Origin of the sequence: Chitinophaga varians (assembly GCF_014529945.1) — a bacterium.
Lineage (GTDB): Bacteria > Bacteroidota > Bacteroidia > Chitinophagales > Chitinophagaceae > Chitinophaga > Chitinophaga varians.
The window spans coordinates 140,837-158,785 of sequence record NZ_JACVFB010000004.1 but is presented as its reverse complement, the minus strand read 5'-3'; the positions used below and the strand labels follow the sequence as shown (position 1 = coordinate 158,785).

Here is a 17,949-nt window from a genome sequence, read left to right as displayed (position 1 = left end):
AATTTAATACATATTATGAATACCCCATATTATCGGTAAAAATCTTATCAACCGGCAGATAGCTTATTTTTGTACCTGTCTCTCAATAACAACTACCATGAAACCATATATCAACCGGTACCCGGAATGTGACTATAAAGGAAGAACAAGAGCCCTGAACGATGCGATGGAGCTCCTTCAGGGCAAATGGAAAGTACTGATCATTGCAGTGCTCTGCTGCCGCGGACAGAAACGTTTCTCCGAACTGCAACAGGAAGTGGAAGGCATCAGCGCCAAAATGCTGACACGGGAACTGCAGGCACTGGAACTTAACCTGCTGGTGAGCCGCACCGTTTGCTCCACCAAACCGGTGACGGTGCGGTACGAAATCACTCCCTACGGAAAAACACTGGAGAAGATTGTTTTCCAGCTGATGGACTGGGGCCAGGAACACCGCCGCCATATTATGGCGTCTACTCAGCCTGTAAACTCCTGACCGGGTTCTGTGTGGCCGTTTTGATGGCCTGGTAACCGATCGTTACCAGCGCGATCAGCACAGCTATACCGCCGGCCAGGATAAACACCCACCAGTGAATAGCGGTACGATACGAGAACTGGTCCAGCCAACGCGCCATGATTCCCCATGACAGCGGAAACGCGATCACCGCTGATAACAACACCAGCTTCAGGAACTCCATGGACAATAACCGGGCGATGCCCGCCACGCTGGCGCCCAGCACCTTGCGGATGCCGATCTCTTTGGTCCTTCGCTCCGCCGTATACGCCGCAAGGCCAAATAATCCCAGACACGAAATAATGATGGCCAATGAAGCAAATACGCGCGACAACCGGCCTATCAGCTGCTCACTGCTGAACATGGCATTGAACTGTTCATCTACAAAACGGAAAGCAAACGGATAACCGGGATTGTCTTTCGACATCACCTGTTCAATACTCTTCACCGCCTGTTCCGGATCAGCGTTGGCAGCCACACGGATATACATCACCCGGGGACCATTGTCCCGCTTGAAGAACGCTACCGGGTCCGGCTTGCCATACATGTCTCCATATACATAGTCTTTGACGATCCCTACAATGCGATAGGGATAATAGTTCACTTCTCCTTCGTCCGGTATCAGCAGGTTTCTGCCAATATTGCCCTCAGCACCCATTATCCGGGAAAGCGATTCGGTGATCACTACGCTGAAACTGTCTACTGTGGCCCCGGGCAGGAAGTCGCGCCCCTCTTTCAGCTCCATGCCGGAAGTAGCGAAAAACGCCGGTGTCACACTCCTGTTGGAGATCAGGATGCCCTTGTCCGACGAGCCGGCCCAGCGGAAGGCGTTGGTATTATTGCCGCCTTCAATGGTCACATGGTCAGACATTGCCGCATTCTCTATCAGGCCCGTATTCAGGAGGTCCTGGCGGATGGCCGCAAAGTCATGCCCCATTCTGCCGGTAACATTCATTTCCAACAGCTTGTCTTTGTTATATCCCAGCTTCCTGCTCTTCACATGTTCTATTTGCTGATATATGATGATAGTGGAGATGATTAATACGATAGACACCGTAAACTGCACCGTTACCAGTCCTTTGCGGATAAAAGCGGCACTGCCGCCGGGCATTTTGATCCCTTTCAGCACCGCTACCGGATTAAAGGACGACAGATACAGAGAGGGATAACTGCCCGCCACCAGTCCGGTTACCGCCGCAATCGCCAGCAATGCTGCCCAATGCGAAGGATGTTGCAACCCCAACACCATCTCTTTGCCGACCATGGCGTTGAATGCCGGCAACAACAGGCTGATGATCACCACAGCCAGCAACGTGGCCACGAAAGACATCATCATGGCCTCACCGATAAACTGCACGATCAGCCTACCTTTACCGGCCCCCAGGACCTTGCGTACCCCTACTTCTTTGGAACGTTTCTCACTACGCGCGGTGGCCAGGTTCATAAAATTGATACAAGCTATAAAAATGATGATCCAGCCGATGATGGTAAACAGCCGCACATAACCGATACGTCCGCCGGCCGGCTTACCATCAACAAAGTCGCCGCGCAAACGCCAGTCATTCATCGAAAACAGAAAAGGAGTGGTAACAGCCCTGCTGAATTTTGCTTTTACATAGGCCGCCAGCTGCCGGTTGAATGCTGCCACATCTGTTCCGGGTACCATTTCCACGAAATTATTGACTGCATTGGCATCCCATGATGTCAACCATTTGTTTTGATTAAAATAAGTCTGGAAAGGAGCGAGCCATTCAAACCTCAGCGTGGAATTCTGCGGCAGATCTTTCAGGACGCCCGTCACCATGTACTCCTGCTTGTTGTCCATCTTCAGCATCTTACCCGTGACGTTGGTGGTCTGCCCGAAAAATTTGCGTGCAGTCCTTTCCGTTATAACGAGGGAATAAGGCTGTGAGAAAGCGGTACGAACATCTCCTTCCACAAAAGGAAAGGTAAACATGCTGAACAAACTGCTGTCTGCATACATCCCCGATGCGTAGTAAGCGGTGCTGCCATTGTTGAACATCGCTGACACCGGCTCCTCTGTTGTCCGGCAGATATTCGCCACTCCCGGGAATTCTGCTTTGATCGCAGGCCCCATCAAAGCGGGCGTAGACCAGAAAGTGCGTTTGTAACCATCGTACTGCCAATGTTGCAAAACGACATACAACCGGTCTTTCTTTTCATGCATACTGTTGTATTGCACTTCATCTTCCACCCATAGGAAGATAATACCGGCACAGGCAATGCCCGTCATCAACCCGAAAATATTCAGGAAGCTGTATACTTTGTTCTTCCATAAACTGCGGACAGCGGTCCGGATGTAGTTGGTAATCATGATGACAGATTTTCCAATCGGATGCCAACAATAAATGTATTAATATCCAACAATATACATATCGCACATTGTTAAAAATGTCCGCTTTTGATACAGGTTTTGTTCAATTGCGGATAGCGCATAAACAATACCGGCCAGCCTGTGGTGCGAAATGCCCAGGCTGGCCGGTATTATCTTGATATCATGATCATTGTGCGAGATAAGTAGGATCATCTCTCAAATCCATCCGCATCTCGATCAGGTGTTTTTTGAATCCGGCTTTCTCGTAGGCCCTTACAGCAGCATCATTATCAGCGTAAACGTCCAGGCGCATTTCCAGTATATCATGTAAATAGGCCCATTCTTTCAGAAAGGCGAGGATTTTTCCGTTGATGCCCTGACCACGATAGGCCGGATCTACATACAGAAAACCTACATACGCCTGCTTATCATGTTTAAGATAAGGCCTGGTAGCAGGCTCGATACGGCAGTATCCGGAAGCGACGAGCTGTGTGCCTGCTACGGCCACCGCCACCTCCACATTATCGGCTTCTATCATTTTGGCCACGTCGTAGTAGCTAATGGCGCCATCCTGCAACGTGGGATCATAGGGCCTTTCTGCCGTAATAATGCCCTGCTCAAAAGTAAGCAGCAAGGGCAGGTCTTCCTTTACCGCCTTTCTTATCGTGATTTCCATATGTACCGATTGGATTTTTGTTAACAGATAAACATTCACTTTATAGCGATAGTAAATGTCGGATTTTATCTGTTTCAACCCAACTATTCAGATCGTAAACTGTGCGCCGGATTCACCAGCGCAGCACGGATACTTTGGAAGCTCACCGTCAGGAAAGCGATCAGCAGCACCAATACAAAAGGAATGGCAAACAGCCACCAGTACAGCGTTGTCCGGAAAGCGTAACCGTTCAGCCATTGTGTAACGCTGAACCACGCTATCGGCGTTGCGATCCCGAAAGCGATCACGATCAGTATAGCGAATTCACGGTACAACAGTTGTACAATCTCCGATACGGAAGCGCCCAGTATTTTACGGATACTGATCTCCTTGGTCCGTTGCACAATAGTGAAGGAAGCCAGGCCGAACAATCCAAGGCATGCCACCAGAATGGCCAGTGTGGTAAAGATGCCGAACACTTTTCCAAAGCGCTGGTCTGCTTTGTATTGCTCGTCAAAATGTTCGTCCAGGAAAAAATATTCAAAGGGGTTGGAAGGGAAAAAAGTATTCCAGTTCCGTTGCACTGTAGCAATGGTAGTATTGACATTGTCCGGTGATATGCCTACAGAAATATATCCTTTCACGTCAGCACGCAGCCGAAGAATCAGCGGCTCATAAGCATCATGTAAAGATTGTTGATGGAAATCCTCCACCACGCCGGCAATCCTTAACGTGTCTCCCCAAAAGAAAACGAGCTTGCCGATCGCGGCGTCAGGACGATCAAAGCCCAGCCTGCGGATACCGGTCCTGTTGAATACCACGGCACCTTCTGCCCCGTCCATGCCAAAGTCGCGGTCGAAATTACGGCCGGCGATCAGCTTCAGATGATAAGCAGGCACAAAATCATAGTCCACGAAAATGGCGCGGAACTGTTTGCCTTCATTTCTGTTCTGCTCAATCAGGCGTATACCACCGGCATTGACAATCGAAGCTTCGCCTGGTACAATCGAAGATACCGTTACGCTATGGACAGCTGTTTCGCGCATCAACTGTTCCTTGAATGCCTGTTGTTGCTGCATTAGAGTGGAATCAGTGTAGATGATCGGTGGTTTTACCACCAGTGTCTGCGCAATATTAATGCCCAGCTGCTGCGAACGCATAAACTGTATCTGTTTAAAAACGGTAAGCATGCCCACCAGCAAAAACAGGGAAGCGGCAAACTGCACCACCACCAATGCTTTACGCAGCGTGCTGCCCTGGCGGGACGAAATAGCCTTGCCTTTCAGCACCACCACCGGTTTGAAACGGGAAAGCACAAACGCCGGATACATGCCCGACAGGAAAGATCCAACGATAAACAGGACACTTAATACCGTCCAGAAAAGGCGGTCATACAACAGCGAAAAAGATAACTGTTGCCCTGTCACACTATTAAAAAGCGGAATGGAAAATACGACGAGGAACAGCGCCATCACTACTGCCATCCCGTTCAGCATCACAGATTCAATCATGAACTGGGCCACCAGCTGAGATCTGCGAGAACCCACCGCTTTGCGCACGCCTACTTCTACCGCCCTGTTAATAGCCCGGGCCGTAGCGAGATTGATATAGTTGATCCAGGCAATGCCAATAATAAACAGCGCGATACCCATCAACAGATATACCGTGTTGCCCTGTCCGTTAGTCTCCGTTTCCATCATCAGATGGGAATAGAGATGAATATCCTTTAACGGCTGGAGAAAATATTTTGTCGTAAACTCTTTGGGCACATCGTCGTAATATTTAGCCACCAGCGCCGGGAACTTGGCTTCCAGCTTTTCCGGTACTGCTCCCGGGCGAAGCAGCAGGTAGGTCAGACAGCCATCCCACTGCCACCCTGATTCGGGATCATCCGGCTTCACCATATCCAGGAAGGTAGCGTAAGAGTACAGCGCTTCTGCTTTCAGGTGCGTATTGGAAGGCATGTCTTTGTATACGCCTGTTACCTTAAAAATACGGCGATGGTTTTGGCGGACTATTTTACCCACCGGATCTTCCTGCCCAAACAATTTATGGGCGATGCTCTCGGAAAGCACGACCGTATTGGGCTCTGTGAGTGCTGTTGCAGGATCCCCACTGATCAGCGGCGTGGTAAATACGGAGAAATAGGCACTGCTGGCACAATAAAGCTCTCCCACCTTTACGCTTCGCTGTTCGTTGCCCAGCATCACCGCTTCCTGTTTCACCAGTTTTACATAGGCATCTATCTCCGGAAAAGCATCCTTAAAATGATTGCCCACCGCATAGGCGCCGGCGGCCCAACTGGTAGTTAACTGTCCTTTTTCATAACGCTCCTGCCGTACGCGGTAAATACGGTCCGCTTTTTCATGCGATGTCTCATAACTCAGTTCAAACGACACGTATTGCAGGATCAACAGGGAAGCGGCGATACCAATCGCCAGCCCCATAATATTAATGGCAGAAAACACCTTGTTGCGGCTGATATTCCGCCAGGCTATTTTGATATAGTTTTTCAGCATATGAAGAAAAATTGGCACCGGTCACCTTACAATAAATCTGCCACCCGTAGATGGCCTTTCCAGACGGGACGTCGCGCCGTTGCGTCTCTCCCGGGCTGTGTCATTACCGCACACCACTTGTCCGATAATGAACGTTTCTTTTTACCTTTACCCTATGTACCGGCAATATAAACCACATCCGCTATTGGAACCATACATAGATGCCTACTGGACCGTTACTTCGGCAACAGGTTCCGCGGCCGTAGGCCGTATACTGCCCGATGGCTGTGTGGATATTATCTGCAACCTGGGCGATGCGGCGATCAGTGATGCCGGTACTGCGCAACAACAGTGGCTCGGCTCTGAAAAAGCATACCTGGTGGGCACCATGACCCGCTACTCGGATTCGTGTCAACCGGGCATGACACGCATGATCGGCATTCGCTTTAAGCCTGCTGCTTTTAACTCCTTCTTCCGGTTGCCCTTACAGGATACGGCCGATGAATGTATCGAGTTCGGACAGGAGCTGGTACCGTTGCTCCTGCAGGCGGGCGATCATTTTATTCCCGTACTGGACCAATACTTCCTGGAACGCAATACCCATGGCTCCCGCGATATGTTGCCCGTAGTAGATACTATCTACCAACATCGGGGATGCATCAAAATCGGCGACCTCGCCCGGGCTCATTTCCTCACGCCCCGGCAGCTGGAACGCCAATTCCTCAAACATACCGGCATCAGCCCTAAAGCATTTGCCAATATCGTGCGCTACCAGACCGTCCACCAGCACATCCGCAAAAATCCCGATAGCAGCCTCTTGCAGATAGCCTTCGACTATGGCTACTACGATCACTCCCACCTCACCAACGAAATCCGCAAATATACTGGTAAAGCGCCTTCCAGCATCATGGAGAAAGCCGCCTCCGGGAAATAACCCGGCAGATGAAAAGCAGGTGACAAAAAAAATCTTAAAATAATTGCCCGCGTTTAGAAGTGGTTAACAATTGCCAACTTGATAAGCTGTATTCTTGCAACATGGTTAATCGCTAAAAAAATGGATGATATGCCTGGGCAACCGTATTTCACTAAAGAAGACGACACATGGGTGTTTCATCAGCCAGCTGTACTGGTAGCCTATCACAGCGAACTGCTGCACGCGATGGACATCATGGACACGAGGCCGCTGGCCGCGGAGAGAGTATTCCGTAAAATCATCCTGGCTTGTGGCAACAGCCATATCGATGCATTGCTGTCGCTGGCAGTGGTCCTGAACAGGACCGGCCGTCACATAGAGGGGAATGCCCTCATGCACAGGGCACACCTGTTCTGTATAGAAGCGCTGCCCGCGGATTTCCGGCCGGGCACCGATCATGTTTATTGGTGCATGCTGGAAAACCGGCCTTTTCTGCGCGCGCTCCACGCGGTCATTCCGGAGTATATCAAAGAAAAGCATTACGAACGGGCGCTGGACAAAATCAACTTCCTGTTGAAGATCAACCCACAGGATGATACCCACGCAGCCGCCCTCCTGCCGGTATGTTACATGCATCTTGGCCGGTATGAAGCCTATATCAACTGGTATCAGCAGCAACCCGCCGGCAACCGTACATTAGAGAACACATTTTTTTCTTTTCTGGCCTTCTATAAGCTGGGACTGACCACGCAGGCCAAAGAACGGTTCCTCGAAGCACAACAGGCCTGGCCTCATATGGCAGCAGAGCTGCTGAAGTCCAGCCATCAGTTTCCCACAGATGAGTTCACGGAATATCAGGCGCAGATACCGCCCGGTAGCAGACAGGAAGCTTTTGTATGTTGGCTCGCTTCCAGAGAATTATGGCAAAGGGAAAAAGGATTGAAAAAATTCATCCGCTCCGTTACGGGAGCGCCCGCAGGCCTTCCCTGATGTCCGGCTATTGTGAAGAACGGATATGTAACGTAGTACCCTTGAAATAATAATCCACCGCACTGCTGTATTTCACTACGTTCATAAAGGCATCGAGCGACTGACAAGGGTCCATGCATCCGGTAAAGCGGCGACCAGACATCTCCGGCTCATCAAAAATTACCTTGATCGCAAAGCGTTTGTCAATCATTCCCCTGATATCGTTCAGCGACGCATTGTGAAAAGTATAAACCCCGTCTTTGCGTTTCACGCCGTTCAACTGCACATACAGCGGGTCATGAAACACGCCCGCAGCCGTTCTTTCATTAAAAGCCAGCTGACGGATCACCTCTTTTTCATGCCGCTTTTGCCACCAGCCACTCCAACAGAGTCCCGCCAGAATAATACTGACGCATATGCCGGGTATCTTGTAATTAACCGATTTAGCTTTATCATCCTGCAGCAGTTCATCCTCTACGGCTAACCATCCCGCGCCGGCATCCGTTACATCCTTTTTCGGATCTATCTTACCTTCTTTCATCAAACGCCGGTATTCACGGGCTACCCGCCGGGCATTGGGTACCTGGTCCATCAGGTCAAACAGCTCTTTGGTTTCTTTGTTGCTCAATGTCATGTGTTTTTGAGTATCAAAACATCAGTGGTATCCCATACGGATACCGATTTTCATCAGGTATAGTATAAAAAGCCGACAATACAGGCCAGCCGGTATACGGCTTAAGCCCCGTAAACATTATACGGTAAGTTCACAATAAGGGTTGTCATGGTAAGGGTATCTTCTTCGTCATACATTCATCCTACAATCCCGGTTACTATTCCGGGACATCAAATGCTACGCTATCGCTTATCGTTGTGATTTCATTACTTGTTCGTTCGTACTTATTTGCTGTCAGCACGTTGTCCGCTGCATGTTTCCTTCATTTTACCCTGCAGCTCAGGGCTTCTGCACTTAATTTCCGTACATCATTGAGATATCTGTGTAGATATAAACGATAAAAAATACCATCCGGATTTACACGATGATAAACATGATAATTACCTGATTTATCCGGTGCACGATTTTTCCCGGCCATAGGTCTTATTAGCATTGCATATCGATGATATCATATATCCATCCTACCATATGTCAGTTATGCAGGGCCATCTCAACTTATCAGGTGATCGGTAAAAAGTGCCATCAAATATAAACATATTACACTTTATAAATTAATTATATTCAAAATAAACACAAAACATATACCGTCCTTTTCACCCGTATATTCCGGGGCCCTTAGCCCTGGGTACAGGTTTGCTTTAGAATTAATCCCTACTTTTGCTGCACCTGCCTGCGACAGGCTACCACAGTTATTTTCCAACAGTTATTTTACAGAATGAAAGTGCTGATCATAGAAGATGAACCGTCCTTACGTAACAGTATCCGTGAATACCTGGAGCACCAGGGCTTCGTCTGCGAAGTGGCCGCAGATTTCCGGGAGGCGATCGATAAAGTGACCGACTATGAATACGACTGCATCGTGGCAGACATTGGCCTGCCTTTCGGCAGCGGCCTCGATGTAATCCGCGAACTGAAGTCGCTCAAATCCAAAGCCGGCATCATCATCATCTCCGCAAAGGACTCCCTGGAAGATAAACTCAGCGGCCTGGAGCTCGGCGCCGATGACTACCTGACAAAGCCGTTCCACCTATCGGAACTGAATGCACGCATCAATGCATTGCTGCGCCGCAAAAATTTCGACGGCAATACCAGCATCAGCTTCTTTGAAATCACGGTCATCCCCGCATCCAAAACAGTACTCGTACATGATAAGTCCATCACCCTAACCGGCAAAGAATACCAGCTGCTGGTCTATTTCATCGCCAATCAACACCGGGTAGTCACCAAATCAGCACTGGCCGGACATCTCTGGGGCGACGCCTACGACCAGGCCGGCTCGTACGATTTCATCTACACCCATATCAAAAACCTCCGCAAAAAAATGATGGAAGCCGGCGGAGAAGACTATATCAAAACCGTATACGGTACCGGATACCGTTTCGGCTAAACTGACATACGCCGCATGAAACTGCTCACTAAAACCACTTTATACTTTATCATCATCATGCTGCCCGTGTTCGGGGCCGGCGCCTTCTTCCTGTTTCATAAATTCAATAAAGAAATTAAACATGAAACAGATGAAGAGCTGGCCAACGATCAGCTGCAATGGCTACGTTATCTTGATACCGCCAGCATCGACAATCCCATCTTCCGGTTCCGGACCCAGGAGTTCCAGCTGATCCCCACCGACCAACCGGTACAACGGAAATTTAAACTCAAAGGCGTCACCCTCTATCAGGAAACAGAAGACGCGCAAGCGCCCTTCCGCGAGTTGTCGCAGGTGATCAGCATCCATGGAAAACACTATCAGATGATACTGCGTAAATCCATGATCGAAAAAGATGACCTGCTGAAAAACATTATCTATGTGATGCTGCTCGCCTTCGGCGGACTGCTCGTTTTTGTGGTCCTCTCCAACTGGTTCATCAGCCGTAACGTATGGCGTCCTTTCTATCGCACGCTGGATAAAATCAGGCATCTACAGCTCAATAAAATGGAAGCAAGGCGTTTTGCCTCCACCCCTACTCATGAATTTAATCAGCTCAACGAAGCGCTGAACCAGATGACTGACCGCATCCATCAGGACTACATCAATATGAAAGAACTGACAGAAGATGCTGCCCATGAAATGCAAACACCACTCGCCATTGCCCAGAGCAAACTGGAACTGCTGCTACAGGATGAAAACCTCTCAGAAGACCAGCTGAAAAATATCGGCCAAACCAGCGAAGAGCTGCAACGCCTCTCCCGGCTCAATCATAACCTGCTGCTGCTCGCCAAAATAGAAAACCAGCAGTACCCCGTTACGGAACAACCGGACCTGCATCTGGTCCTCATTCAATACCTCTCCCTGTTTGAAGAACTCATCCGGGAAAAAGAACTGACCGTAGCCACCAACCTGGTAGCCTCCGCCCCATGGCCCCTGCACCCGGCACTGGCAGACATCCTGGTCAGCAACCTGCTGGGTAACGCTATTAAGTACAACTACCCCACCGGTCGTATCCATATCACCCTCACGGAAAAAACATTTACCATCTCCAATACCAGCAACCTGCCGGAAATACCGGCTGCCAACGTATTCCAGCGGTTCAGGAAAAGCAACCAGGGGTATTCCAATTCCAACGGACTGGGGCTGGCCATCGTTAAAAAAATAGGAGAAACCTATCATATTCAGATCACCTATCAGTATCTCAACGGCCTGCATATTTTTACCGCCTCCTGCTAGTACAGATTTGCACCAGATTGTATTTCTTTCTTTGTGATGTAAAAAAACATCCATCACCAAAGTTTATACATTCATGCGACCGTTTATTGTAACAGGAGCCCTTTGTATCGCCATGTTGTCTGCCACTGCGCAGCAACGTGTAACCGCTCCCGTTAAAGACACCGTTCACAGAGACACTATCAGCAAAGTAGCTGATCTTAATGAAGTCATTATCTCTTCTACCCGTAATAACAGCCGCATTGCAGACCTGCCGATGAAAGTGGAAATACTGGGCCGCGAAGAAATGATAGAAGAAGGCGGTATCAAACCCGGCAACGTTACCAGTATCCTCGGCGATCTCTCTGTGATACATATCCAGAACACCTCCGCCGTCAGCGGCAACAATGCCATCCGTATGCAGGGCCTGGACGGTAAATACACCCAGCTGCTGCGCGACGGTATGCCGGTATATGAAGGCCTCAGCGGTAACTTCGGCGTACTGGCCATTCCACCGCTCGACCTGAAACAGATAGAAATCATCAAAGGCTCCGTGTCTACACTGTATGGCGGCGGCGCCATCGCCGGCATGATCAACTTCGTGGCCAAAACGCCGGGCGCCAAACCGGAACTGACAATCCTCGCCAACCGCAGCACGCTGAAAGAAACCAACGGCAACGTCTGGTATTCCCAACGGTATGGTAAAACCGGACTGACCCTCTTCGCCGGCGTTACTACCCAAAATCCGGTAGATGTAAATGACGATGGTTTCAGCGATGTGCCCCGCGTACGGCAATACCTCCTTCACCCCCGCTTCTTCTGGTACCCTAACGCCAACACCACGCTCGTGGCGGGTTATACCGGCACCATCGAAAAGAGGGAAGGCGGTGATATGCAGGTGCTCAACCATCATGCTGACAATCTGCACAGCTATACCGAGAGCAACAACAGCGAACGCCATAGCGCAGATGTGCAGTTCACCCGCAAAAATCTGGGTGGCGGTACCCTCACCGTGAAAGGCGTGGGTAGTTTCTTCCATCTGGAAAACATCGCCGGCAACTTCCCGCTGAACGGCCGGCAAACCAATACTTATCTGGAAGCGGCGTATAACAAAAAAAGCGGTCGTCATGACTGGGTAGTAGGCCTCAACAACACCGGCGAAGTATATCGTCGCGCTAATGGCGACAGCACCCTGCTGGGCAACTATACCTACAACACTATGGGCGCCTTTGTGCAGGACGGCTACCATTTCTCCGATAAAGTAATGGCCGAAGCCGGTCTCCGTGCCGATTACCACAATGTCTTCGGCTGGTACGTGCTGCCACGCCTCGCGTTCGTATACAAACCCGTGGAAGACCTCAGCCTGCGCCTCAGTGGTGGTACCGGTTACAAATCACCCGCCATCTTCTCTGCACAAACACAGACCATCGGTTATCGTAACCTGTTGCCGCTGGCTGCCGGCCTCAAATCAGAAAGAAGTGAAGGCCTCAACTTCGATGGCAACTACCACACGACGCTTGGTAAAGTAGACGTCACCCTTAACCAGGCGTTCTATTACACCCATATCAAAGATCCTATCCTGCCGGTAAGCAGTGCCACCGATCCTACCAGGGTAATGCTGGCCAATCAGCCATATGCTGTCAACAGCCTGGGTACCGATACCTATGTCAGGATGGAACTCGACCATCTGGAGCTGTACCTCGGCTACAACCACACCGTATCAAAATATACCGACGCTCCCTCCACCAGAGTAGCTTTTGCACCACAGGACAAGTTCGCCGCCACACTCGCCTATGAGATAGAAGAGCAATGGCGCTTCGGTATTGAAAACAGCTGGATAGGCAACCAGTATCTGGAAAACAACCAGAAAGCGCCCAACTACTGGTTCTGGGCAGCCATGGTGTCCCGTAAACTCGGGGAACATGTAACGCTGGTGCTCAACTGTGAAAACGTGTTCGACGCCCGTCAGGGAAAACACATGCCGCTGTTCACCGGCCCTGTCAACAACCCTCAGTTTGCGCAGTTGTGGGGCCCTATAGACGGCCGTACCATCAACCTGTCGGTTAAATTCGACCTGTAACAATTTCTGCTTTTTCTTTCGGGGAACGGCGTACCTTTGCGGCCACATTTATACAGCAATGAAATCTGCAAAAAATCGGTACGCCGTTCTTTTCGGCTTTGCCGGCCTATTCCTGGTCCTGTCGTTTTTAGTACGCACCGCGTTGTTAATCTGGGCTTTCCCGCAAGCCGGCCTTTCTTTCAGTGGCATCCTTTCTGTTTATGCAAAAGGTTTTGTATTCGATGCAGGCGTAGCCCTCTTCTTTACCATCGCTTACGCCCTGTATCTGTTGGTGCTGCCACAACGGCTTAACAACACCGTTTTCAACCGTGTTTTCACCTATACCGGTTTTTTCCTCGCTTTGATGATCGTGATCTTTTCGTTCTTCGCTGAGTTTACCTTCTGGGGTGAGTATGCCGGGCGGTTCGACTTTATTGCGGTAGATTACCTCATCTACACCTATGAAGTGATCAGCAACATTAACCAGTCATATCCGCTGCCATTGCTCATTGGCGGCGTATTGCTGGCCACAGCGCTGCTCACCTGGTGGTGCAGCCGCCGGGGCATGTTCCGCAACAGTTTCCAGTCACGCACCCCCTTCTCTAAAAGGATACTGATTTTCGCCCTGCTGCTGGGAGGGGTGCTCGCACACGCATTTCTGATCAGCAATACCTGGGCAGAAAAAAGTAAAAACCGTTATCAGCAGGAGCTCTCCAAAGCAGGCGTGTACTCTTTTATCTCCGCCTATCTCAACAATGAACTGGCTTACGATAAATACTACCTGCTGGAAGACGATGATAAAGCTTTCACTACCATCCGCCAACAGCTGCAATCTCCCGATGCGCAGTACCTGGAAAACGGTCGTAGTATCTATCGTAACATTACCGATACCCTGGCAGCGATAAAGCCCAACGTCATCATGATCACCATCGAGAGCTTCAGCGCCGATTTCATGACCCGCTTCGGTAACAAAGAACATATTACGCCGGTACTGGACAGTATCGCACAAAACGGAATACTCTTTACCAATATGTACGCCACCGGCACCCGCACAGTAAGAGGCATGGAAGCGCTCACCCTCGCGGTACCACCTACGCCAGGGCAAAGCATCGTTCGTCGCCGCAACAACGAAAACCTCTTCTCTGCCGCTTCTATCTTCCGGAAAAGCGGTTATGAAGCCACCTTCTTTTATGGCGGTGACGGATACTTTGATAACATGAACAAATTCTTCGGTAATAACGGCTACGATATCACCGACCGCCTGCGCCATCGCCTGGTAGATGATAAGCTGGCCTCCAAACGCACCAATATCCCCGATAGCGCGGTGCAGTTTGAAAATGCCTGGGGCGTTTGTGATGAAGACATCTACAAGGCAGCCATCAAAAGCGCAGATGAAAAGTATGCCGCCGGCAAACCTTTCTACGATTTTATCATGACCACCTCTAACCACCGCCCCTTTACCTATCCCGGTGGTAAAATTGATATCCCTTCAGGCACCAGCCGCGAAGGCGCTGTTAAATACACCGACTACGCTATCGGCCAGTTCCTGAAAGCCATCCAGGACAAGCCCTGGTATAAAAACACGGTTATCATTCTGGTGGCTGATCACTGCGCCAGCAGTGCCGGCAAAAACGAGATAGAGATCAGCAAGTATCATATCCCCTGTATTTTCTTCAACGTACCTGACACCGCGCCACAGGAAATACCGGTGATGTGCTCCCAGATCGATATCTATCCCACGCTGCTGAAAATGTTGCACTGGTCTTACCAAACCAACTTCTATGGTAAAAATGTGCTCGACAGCAGCTATCAGCCGCGCGCCATGGTAAGCACCTACCAGAAACTGGCTTACCTCGAAACAGGTAAAATGGTGATTCTCAGCCCGCAACAAAAAGCCCAGTGTTTCTCCTGGAGCCCGGCCAAAAATGAAGAGCAGCCGATACCAATGGACAACACACTGCTGTCGCATAGCGTCGCCCATTACCAAACCGCCTACTCGTTGTTTAAAAACAATGGCATGCGGAAATAATAAGATACTTATCTGATGTTTTTTTGTATATTTAAGGAGGGGATTGCCTGAGGCAATCCCCTCTCCTGTTCCATAACCGTTCGCCAGCCTGAGAAGCCTTTTTCATAATAAATTGCATGCAGCCTTTGCCAGGTGCATGCCATGAATGTGCCCAAACCCTCTAAACCTGATAGCGCATGCTGGTGAATCCCTTTTCTGGCAATAGTTCCAGGAGCCTGCCACTAGAAGATGGTATCGATGACCATACCGGTTTTCCCCAACAGAAAGCACTCGATATCATTGCTGCCCTGCATACCAGCTTCGCAGACAACAAACCCGCACAGGTATGTCAGGCATTGTTGCTTGAACTGATCAACCTTACCGGCAGTGAAGGCGGTTTTATGGGCGCCATGGAAAAAGATTATTTTCACGATTCCTATCTGGAAGTACAGGCCATCATCAATATTCACTGGCACAATAACGTAGAGCAATACTTCGGTGCCCGCCTGGAACGCGGACAACATTTTACCAATATGGATTCCCTCTTCGGTAAAGTGTTACAGGAAGGAGAACCGGTGCTCAGCAACCATCCGGATAAAGACGAACCTCTTCATCCTGCTATATTCCAGGCTTTCCTCGGTATTCCCATCTGCCACCATGGCGAAACTATCGGTATGATAGGATTGGTCAACAAACCCGGCGGATACCACCCGGCCATCATCTCGCTGCTGCAACCTATTGCGCTGACATACGGCGCCTTGTTGCACACCTATCGTACCCAATGTAGCCGCGAAAGCCTTGAAATGACCAACCAGCAGCTGGTCACCGAACTGCATGCCTTTACTTCTTCCCTGGATGATATTGTTTTTGAGCTCGATGAAACACTGGTGTTCACCCGTGTCTGGTGTAATCAACAGCACCTGTTGTTTTTCCCGGAAGAAGAAATATTGGGCAAATGCATGATAGACTTTGTGGGAGAACATGCCAACGCTTTTCTGCAGCTGACGGATACGCTCCTTCGGACCGGCGATCCGCAGTATTATGAATATGCCGACATCCGTCAGGACATGCCTTACTGGTACGCGGTGAAAATGCGCCTCATGCCGGCCAGCGACAGCTCTCCCCGCCGCGTGCTGATGTTTGTGCAAAACATCACCCAACGCAAAAGAAGTGAACTGGAGCTGCGGCAGGTCAATGCAGACTACGCCCGGAACATCCAGATACTCGACATCACCCAACAGATGGCGCTGATCGGTGGCTGGGAATTCAGCCTCGTCACCGGACAGGTGTTCTGGACCAAACAGGTATACACATTGCGCGAGCTGCCGGAAAACTTTACCGCTGTCTACAATGATCTGGTATTCTATCATCCGGAAGACAGGCACCTGCTGGAGGAAGCACAGATACAACTACTACGCCATCATCAGCCTTATTGTATTGACCTGCGGCATATTTCCGCCAAAGGCACCGTCAAATGGGTACGCACCACTGGTATACCTGTGTTCCATCACGAAAAGGTGAATGCCTTCCGTGGTATCATCATGGATATTGACAGGCAGAAAAAAGCAGAGATAGATCTGGAAAATGCCGCCAGAAGCAGGAGTGAATTTCTGTCCGTCATGAGCCACGAAATACGCACACCACTCAATGCCATCATCGGTATTTCCGGCGCCCTGCAGGACCAGCCCGGCGCATTGCATCCGGAGCTGTTACAAAACCTGCATTTTTCCGCCAATCATCTGCTGGGACTTGTCAACGATATCCTCGACCTCAGTAAAATAGAAGCCGGAAAAGTAGTACTGGAATATATCCCCTTCGATCTGCATGATCTGATACACGGCATTACCGGTAACTATCAGCCATTGGCCGCCGCCAAAGGGTTACAACTATATACCCGCATCGATGCCGGTGTGCCGCACCAGGTACAGGGAGATCCCGTACGGCTCGGGCAAATTTTCAATAATCTCGTCAACAACGCGGTGAAATTCACCAACGAAGGATATATCAGCGTAGAGCTGCTACCGGAAAAGTCGGACAGCCAGCATGTGACCATCTGCTTTAAAGTAACGGACACGGGTATCGGTATACAGCCTGAATTACTGGACCGTATTTTTGACACCTTTGTACAGGGAGATTCCGCCACTACCCGGGAGTACGGCGGCACGGGCCTCGGTTTGTCCATCACGCGCAAACTGGTGGAGCTGATGGGTAGTCCTATCTCCGTAGAGAGCCAGCCACAACATGGCACCACTTTCCGGTTCTCTCTTACCCTCGCACTTCCCGGTACCCATAGCGAACCCGTTTCGGTTGTTTCCATTGACCCCGCCAATCTGCTGACCGGTATGCGGATGCTTATCGTGGAAGACAACAAAATCAACCGGCAGGTGATGCAGCTGCAACTCAATAAAACCGGCGCCGCGGTAACGCTGGCGGTCAATGGGAAAGAAGCCGTGGCCAGAATGCAGGAACAGACTTTCGATGGCGTCATGCTTGACCTCCACATGCCTGAAATGAACGGCTATGAAACAATTCCGTGGATACGCCGCCTGCTGCCCAATGCCTTCATCATCGTGCTCACGGCCGATATCATGCCGGACGCCACAGAGCAACTCCGGCTGCTGGACGTGAAAGAAATGCTTCCCAAACCTTATAAGGCAGAAGACCTGTACCGGGTACTCCACAGGTATAAAAAATGAATTACCTAC

The 17,949-nt window shown here is 50.0% G+C and carries 12 protein-coding genes; 8 read left to right on the top strand and 4 right to left on the bottom strand.

Going from position 1 to position 17,949, the window contains the following annotated elements; genetic code table 11:
• Positions 1 to 97 precede the first annotated feature (97 nt).
• The gene (locus ICL55_RS20770) at positions 98 to 475 is read left to right on the top strand and encodes a winged helix-turn-helix transcriptional regulator (protein ID WP_188100912.1); all 378 of its coding nucleotides are present in this window, start codon (positions 98 to 100) and stop codon (positions 473 to 475) included.
• Here the strand turns inward: ICL55_RS20770 and ICL55_RS20765 are convergent.
• The 3 genes from ICL55_RS20765 to ICL55_RS20755 all read right to left on the bottom strand — a co-directional run bounded on the left by ICL55_RS20765 (position 453) and on the right by ICL55_RS20755 (position 6,002).
• Positions 453 to 2,828, bottom strand: a complete 2,376-nt coding sequence (locus tag ICL55_RS20765) for an ABC transporter permease (protein WP_188100910.1) — start codon at positions 2,826 to 2,828, stop codon at positions 453 to 455. The genes ICL55_RS20770 and ICL55_RS20765 overlap by 23 nt on opposite strands.
• 187 nt (positions 2,829 to 3,015) lie before the next feature.
• A complete protein-coding gene (locus ICL55_RS20760; RefSeq protein ID WP_188100908.1) occupies positions 3,016 to 3,504 on the bottom strand; it encodes a GNAT family N-acetyltransferase in 489 nt (162 codons plus the stop codon).
• Positions 3,505 to 3,587: 83 nt separating this feature from the next.
• Complete coding sequence (locus tag ICL55_RS20755) at positions 3,588 to 6,002, bottom strand: ABC transporter permease (protein ID WP_188100906.1); 2,415 nt, start codon at positions 6,000 to 6,002, stop codon at positions 3,588 to 3,590.
• Positions 6,003 to 6,129: 127 nt separating this feature from the next.
• Here ICL55_RS20755 and ICL55_RS20750 point away from each other — a divergent pair, with 127 nt between their 5' ends.
• On the top strand, positions 6,130 to 6,915 hold the full coding sequence (locus ICL55_RS20750; protein ID WP_343067837.1) for an AraC family transcriptional regulator: 786 nt from the start codon (positions 6,130 to 6,132) through the stop codon (positions 6,913 to 6,915).
• Positions 6,916 to 7,044: 129 nt separating this feature from the next.
• Positions 7,045 to 7,884, top strand: a complete 840-nt coding sequence (locus ICL55_RS20745) for a transcriptional repressor TCF25 family protein (protein WP_188100900.1) — start codon at positions 7,045 to 7,047, stop codon at positions 7,882 to 7,884.
• A gap of 7 nt (positions 7,885 to 7,891) precedes the next feature.
• Here ICL55_RS20745 and ICL55_RS20740 read toward each other — a convergent pair whose 3' ends face one another.
• Positions 7,892 to 8,491 carry a DUF4974 domain-containing protein gene (locus ICL55_RS20740; protein ID WP_188100897.1) on the bottom strand — a complete coding sequence of 200 codons (600 nt, stop codon included), beginning with the start codon at positions 8,489 to 8,491 and terminating at the stop codon, positions 7,892 to 7,894.
• A 760-nt stretch (positions 8,492 to 9,251) separates the two neighbouring features.
• Between ICL55_RS20740 and ICL55_RS20735 the strand changes: the two genes are divergently transcribed.
• The 5 genes from ICL55_RS20735 to ICL55_RS20715 all read left to right on the top strand — a co-directional run bounded on the left by ICL55_RS20735 (position 9,252) and on the right by ICL55_RS20715 (position 17,940).
• On the top strand, positions 9,252 to 9,923 hold the full coding sequence (locus ICL55_RS20735) for a response regulator transcription factor (RefSeq protein WP_188100895.1): 672 nt from the start codon (positions 9,252 to 9,254) through the stop codon (positions 9,921 to 9,923).
• A gap of 15 nt (positions 9,924 to 9,938) precedes the next feature.
• Positions 9,939 to 11,201, top strand: coding sequence for a sensor histidine kinase (locus ICL55_RS20730; RefSeq protein WP_188100891.1), 1,263 nt, complete (start codon positions 9,939 to 9,941; stop codon positions 11,199 to 11,201).
• Between the two features lie 73 nt (positions 11,202 to 11,274).
• Positions 11,275 to 13,257 carry a TonB-dependent receptor plug domain-containing protein gene (locus ICL55_RS20725; RefSeq protein ID WP_188100888.1) on the top strand — a complete coding sequence of 661 codons (1,983 nt, stop codon included), beginning with the start codon at positions 11,275 to 11,277 and terminating at the stop codon, positions 13,255 to 13,257.
• A 58-nt stretch (positions 13,258 to 13,315) separates the two neighbouring features.
• Complete coding sequence (locus ICL55_RS20720; RefSeq protein ID WP_188100885.1) at positions 13,316 to 15,265, top strand: LTA synthase family protein; 1,950 nt, start codon at positions 13,316 to 13,318, stop codon at positions 15,263 to 15,265.
• 176 nt (positions 15,266 to 15,441) lie between these two features.
• The gene (locus tag ICL55_RS20715; RefSeq protein ID WP_188100882.1) at positions 15,442 to 17,940 is read left to right on the top strand and encodes an ATP-binding protein; all 2,499 of its coding nucleotides are present in this window, start codon (positions 15,442 to 15,444) and stop codon (positions 17,938 to 17,940) included.
• Positions 17,941 to 17,949 lie beyond the last annotated feature (9 nt).

What these genes read in the sequence shown, in the direction of transcription:
- ICL55_RS20770 (WP_188100912.1), top strand. Translation starts at nt 98, where the DNA reads ATGAAACCATATATCAACCGGTACCCGGAATGTGACTATAAAGGAAGA.
- ICL55_RS20765 (WP_188100910.1), bottom strand. Translation starts at nt 2,828, where the DNA reads ATGATTACCAACTACATCCGGACCGCTGTCCGCAGTTTATGGAAGAAC.
- ICL55_RS20760 (WP_188100908.1), bottom strand. Translation starts at nt 3,504, where the DNA reads ATGGAAATCACGATAAGAAAGGCGGTAAAGGAAGACCTGCCCTTGCTG.
- ICL55_RS20755 (WP_188100906.1), bottom strand. Translation starts at nt 6,002, where the DNA reads ATGCTGAAAAACTATATCAAAATAGCCTGGCGGAATATCAGCCGCAAC.
- ICL55_RS20750 (WP_343067837.1), top strand. Translation starts at nt 6,130, where the DNA reads ATGAACGTTTCTTTTTACCTTTACCCTATGTACCGGCAATATAAACCA.
- ICL55_RS20745 (WP_188100900.1), top strand. Translation starts at nt 7,045, where the DNA reads ATGCCTGGGCAACCGTATTTCACTAAAGAAGACGACACATGGGTGTTT.
- ICL55_RS20735 (WP_188100895.1), top strand. Translation starts at nt 9,252, where the DNA reads ATGAAAGTGCTGATCATAGAAGATGAACCGTCCTTACGTAACAGTATC.
- ICL55_RS20730 (WP_188100891.1), top strand. Translation starts at nt 9,939, where the DNA reads ATGAAACTGCTCACTAAAACCACTTTATACTTTATCATCATCATGCTG.
- ICL55_RS20725 (WP_188100888.1), top strand. Translation starts at nt 11,275, where the DNA reads ATGCGACCGTTTATTGTAACAGGAGCCCTTTGTATCGCCATGTTGTCT.
- ICL55_RS20720 (WP_188100885.1), top strand. Translation starts at nt 13,316, where the DNA reads ATGAAATCTGCAAAAAATCGGTACGCCGTTCTTTTCGGCTTTGCCGGC.
- ICL55_RS20715 (WP_188100882.1), top strand. Translation starts at nt 15,442, where the DNA reads ATGCTGGTGAATCCCTTTTCTGGCAATAGTTCCAGGAGCCTGCCACTA.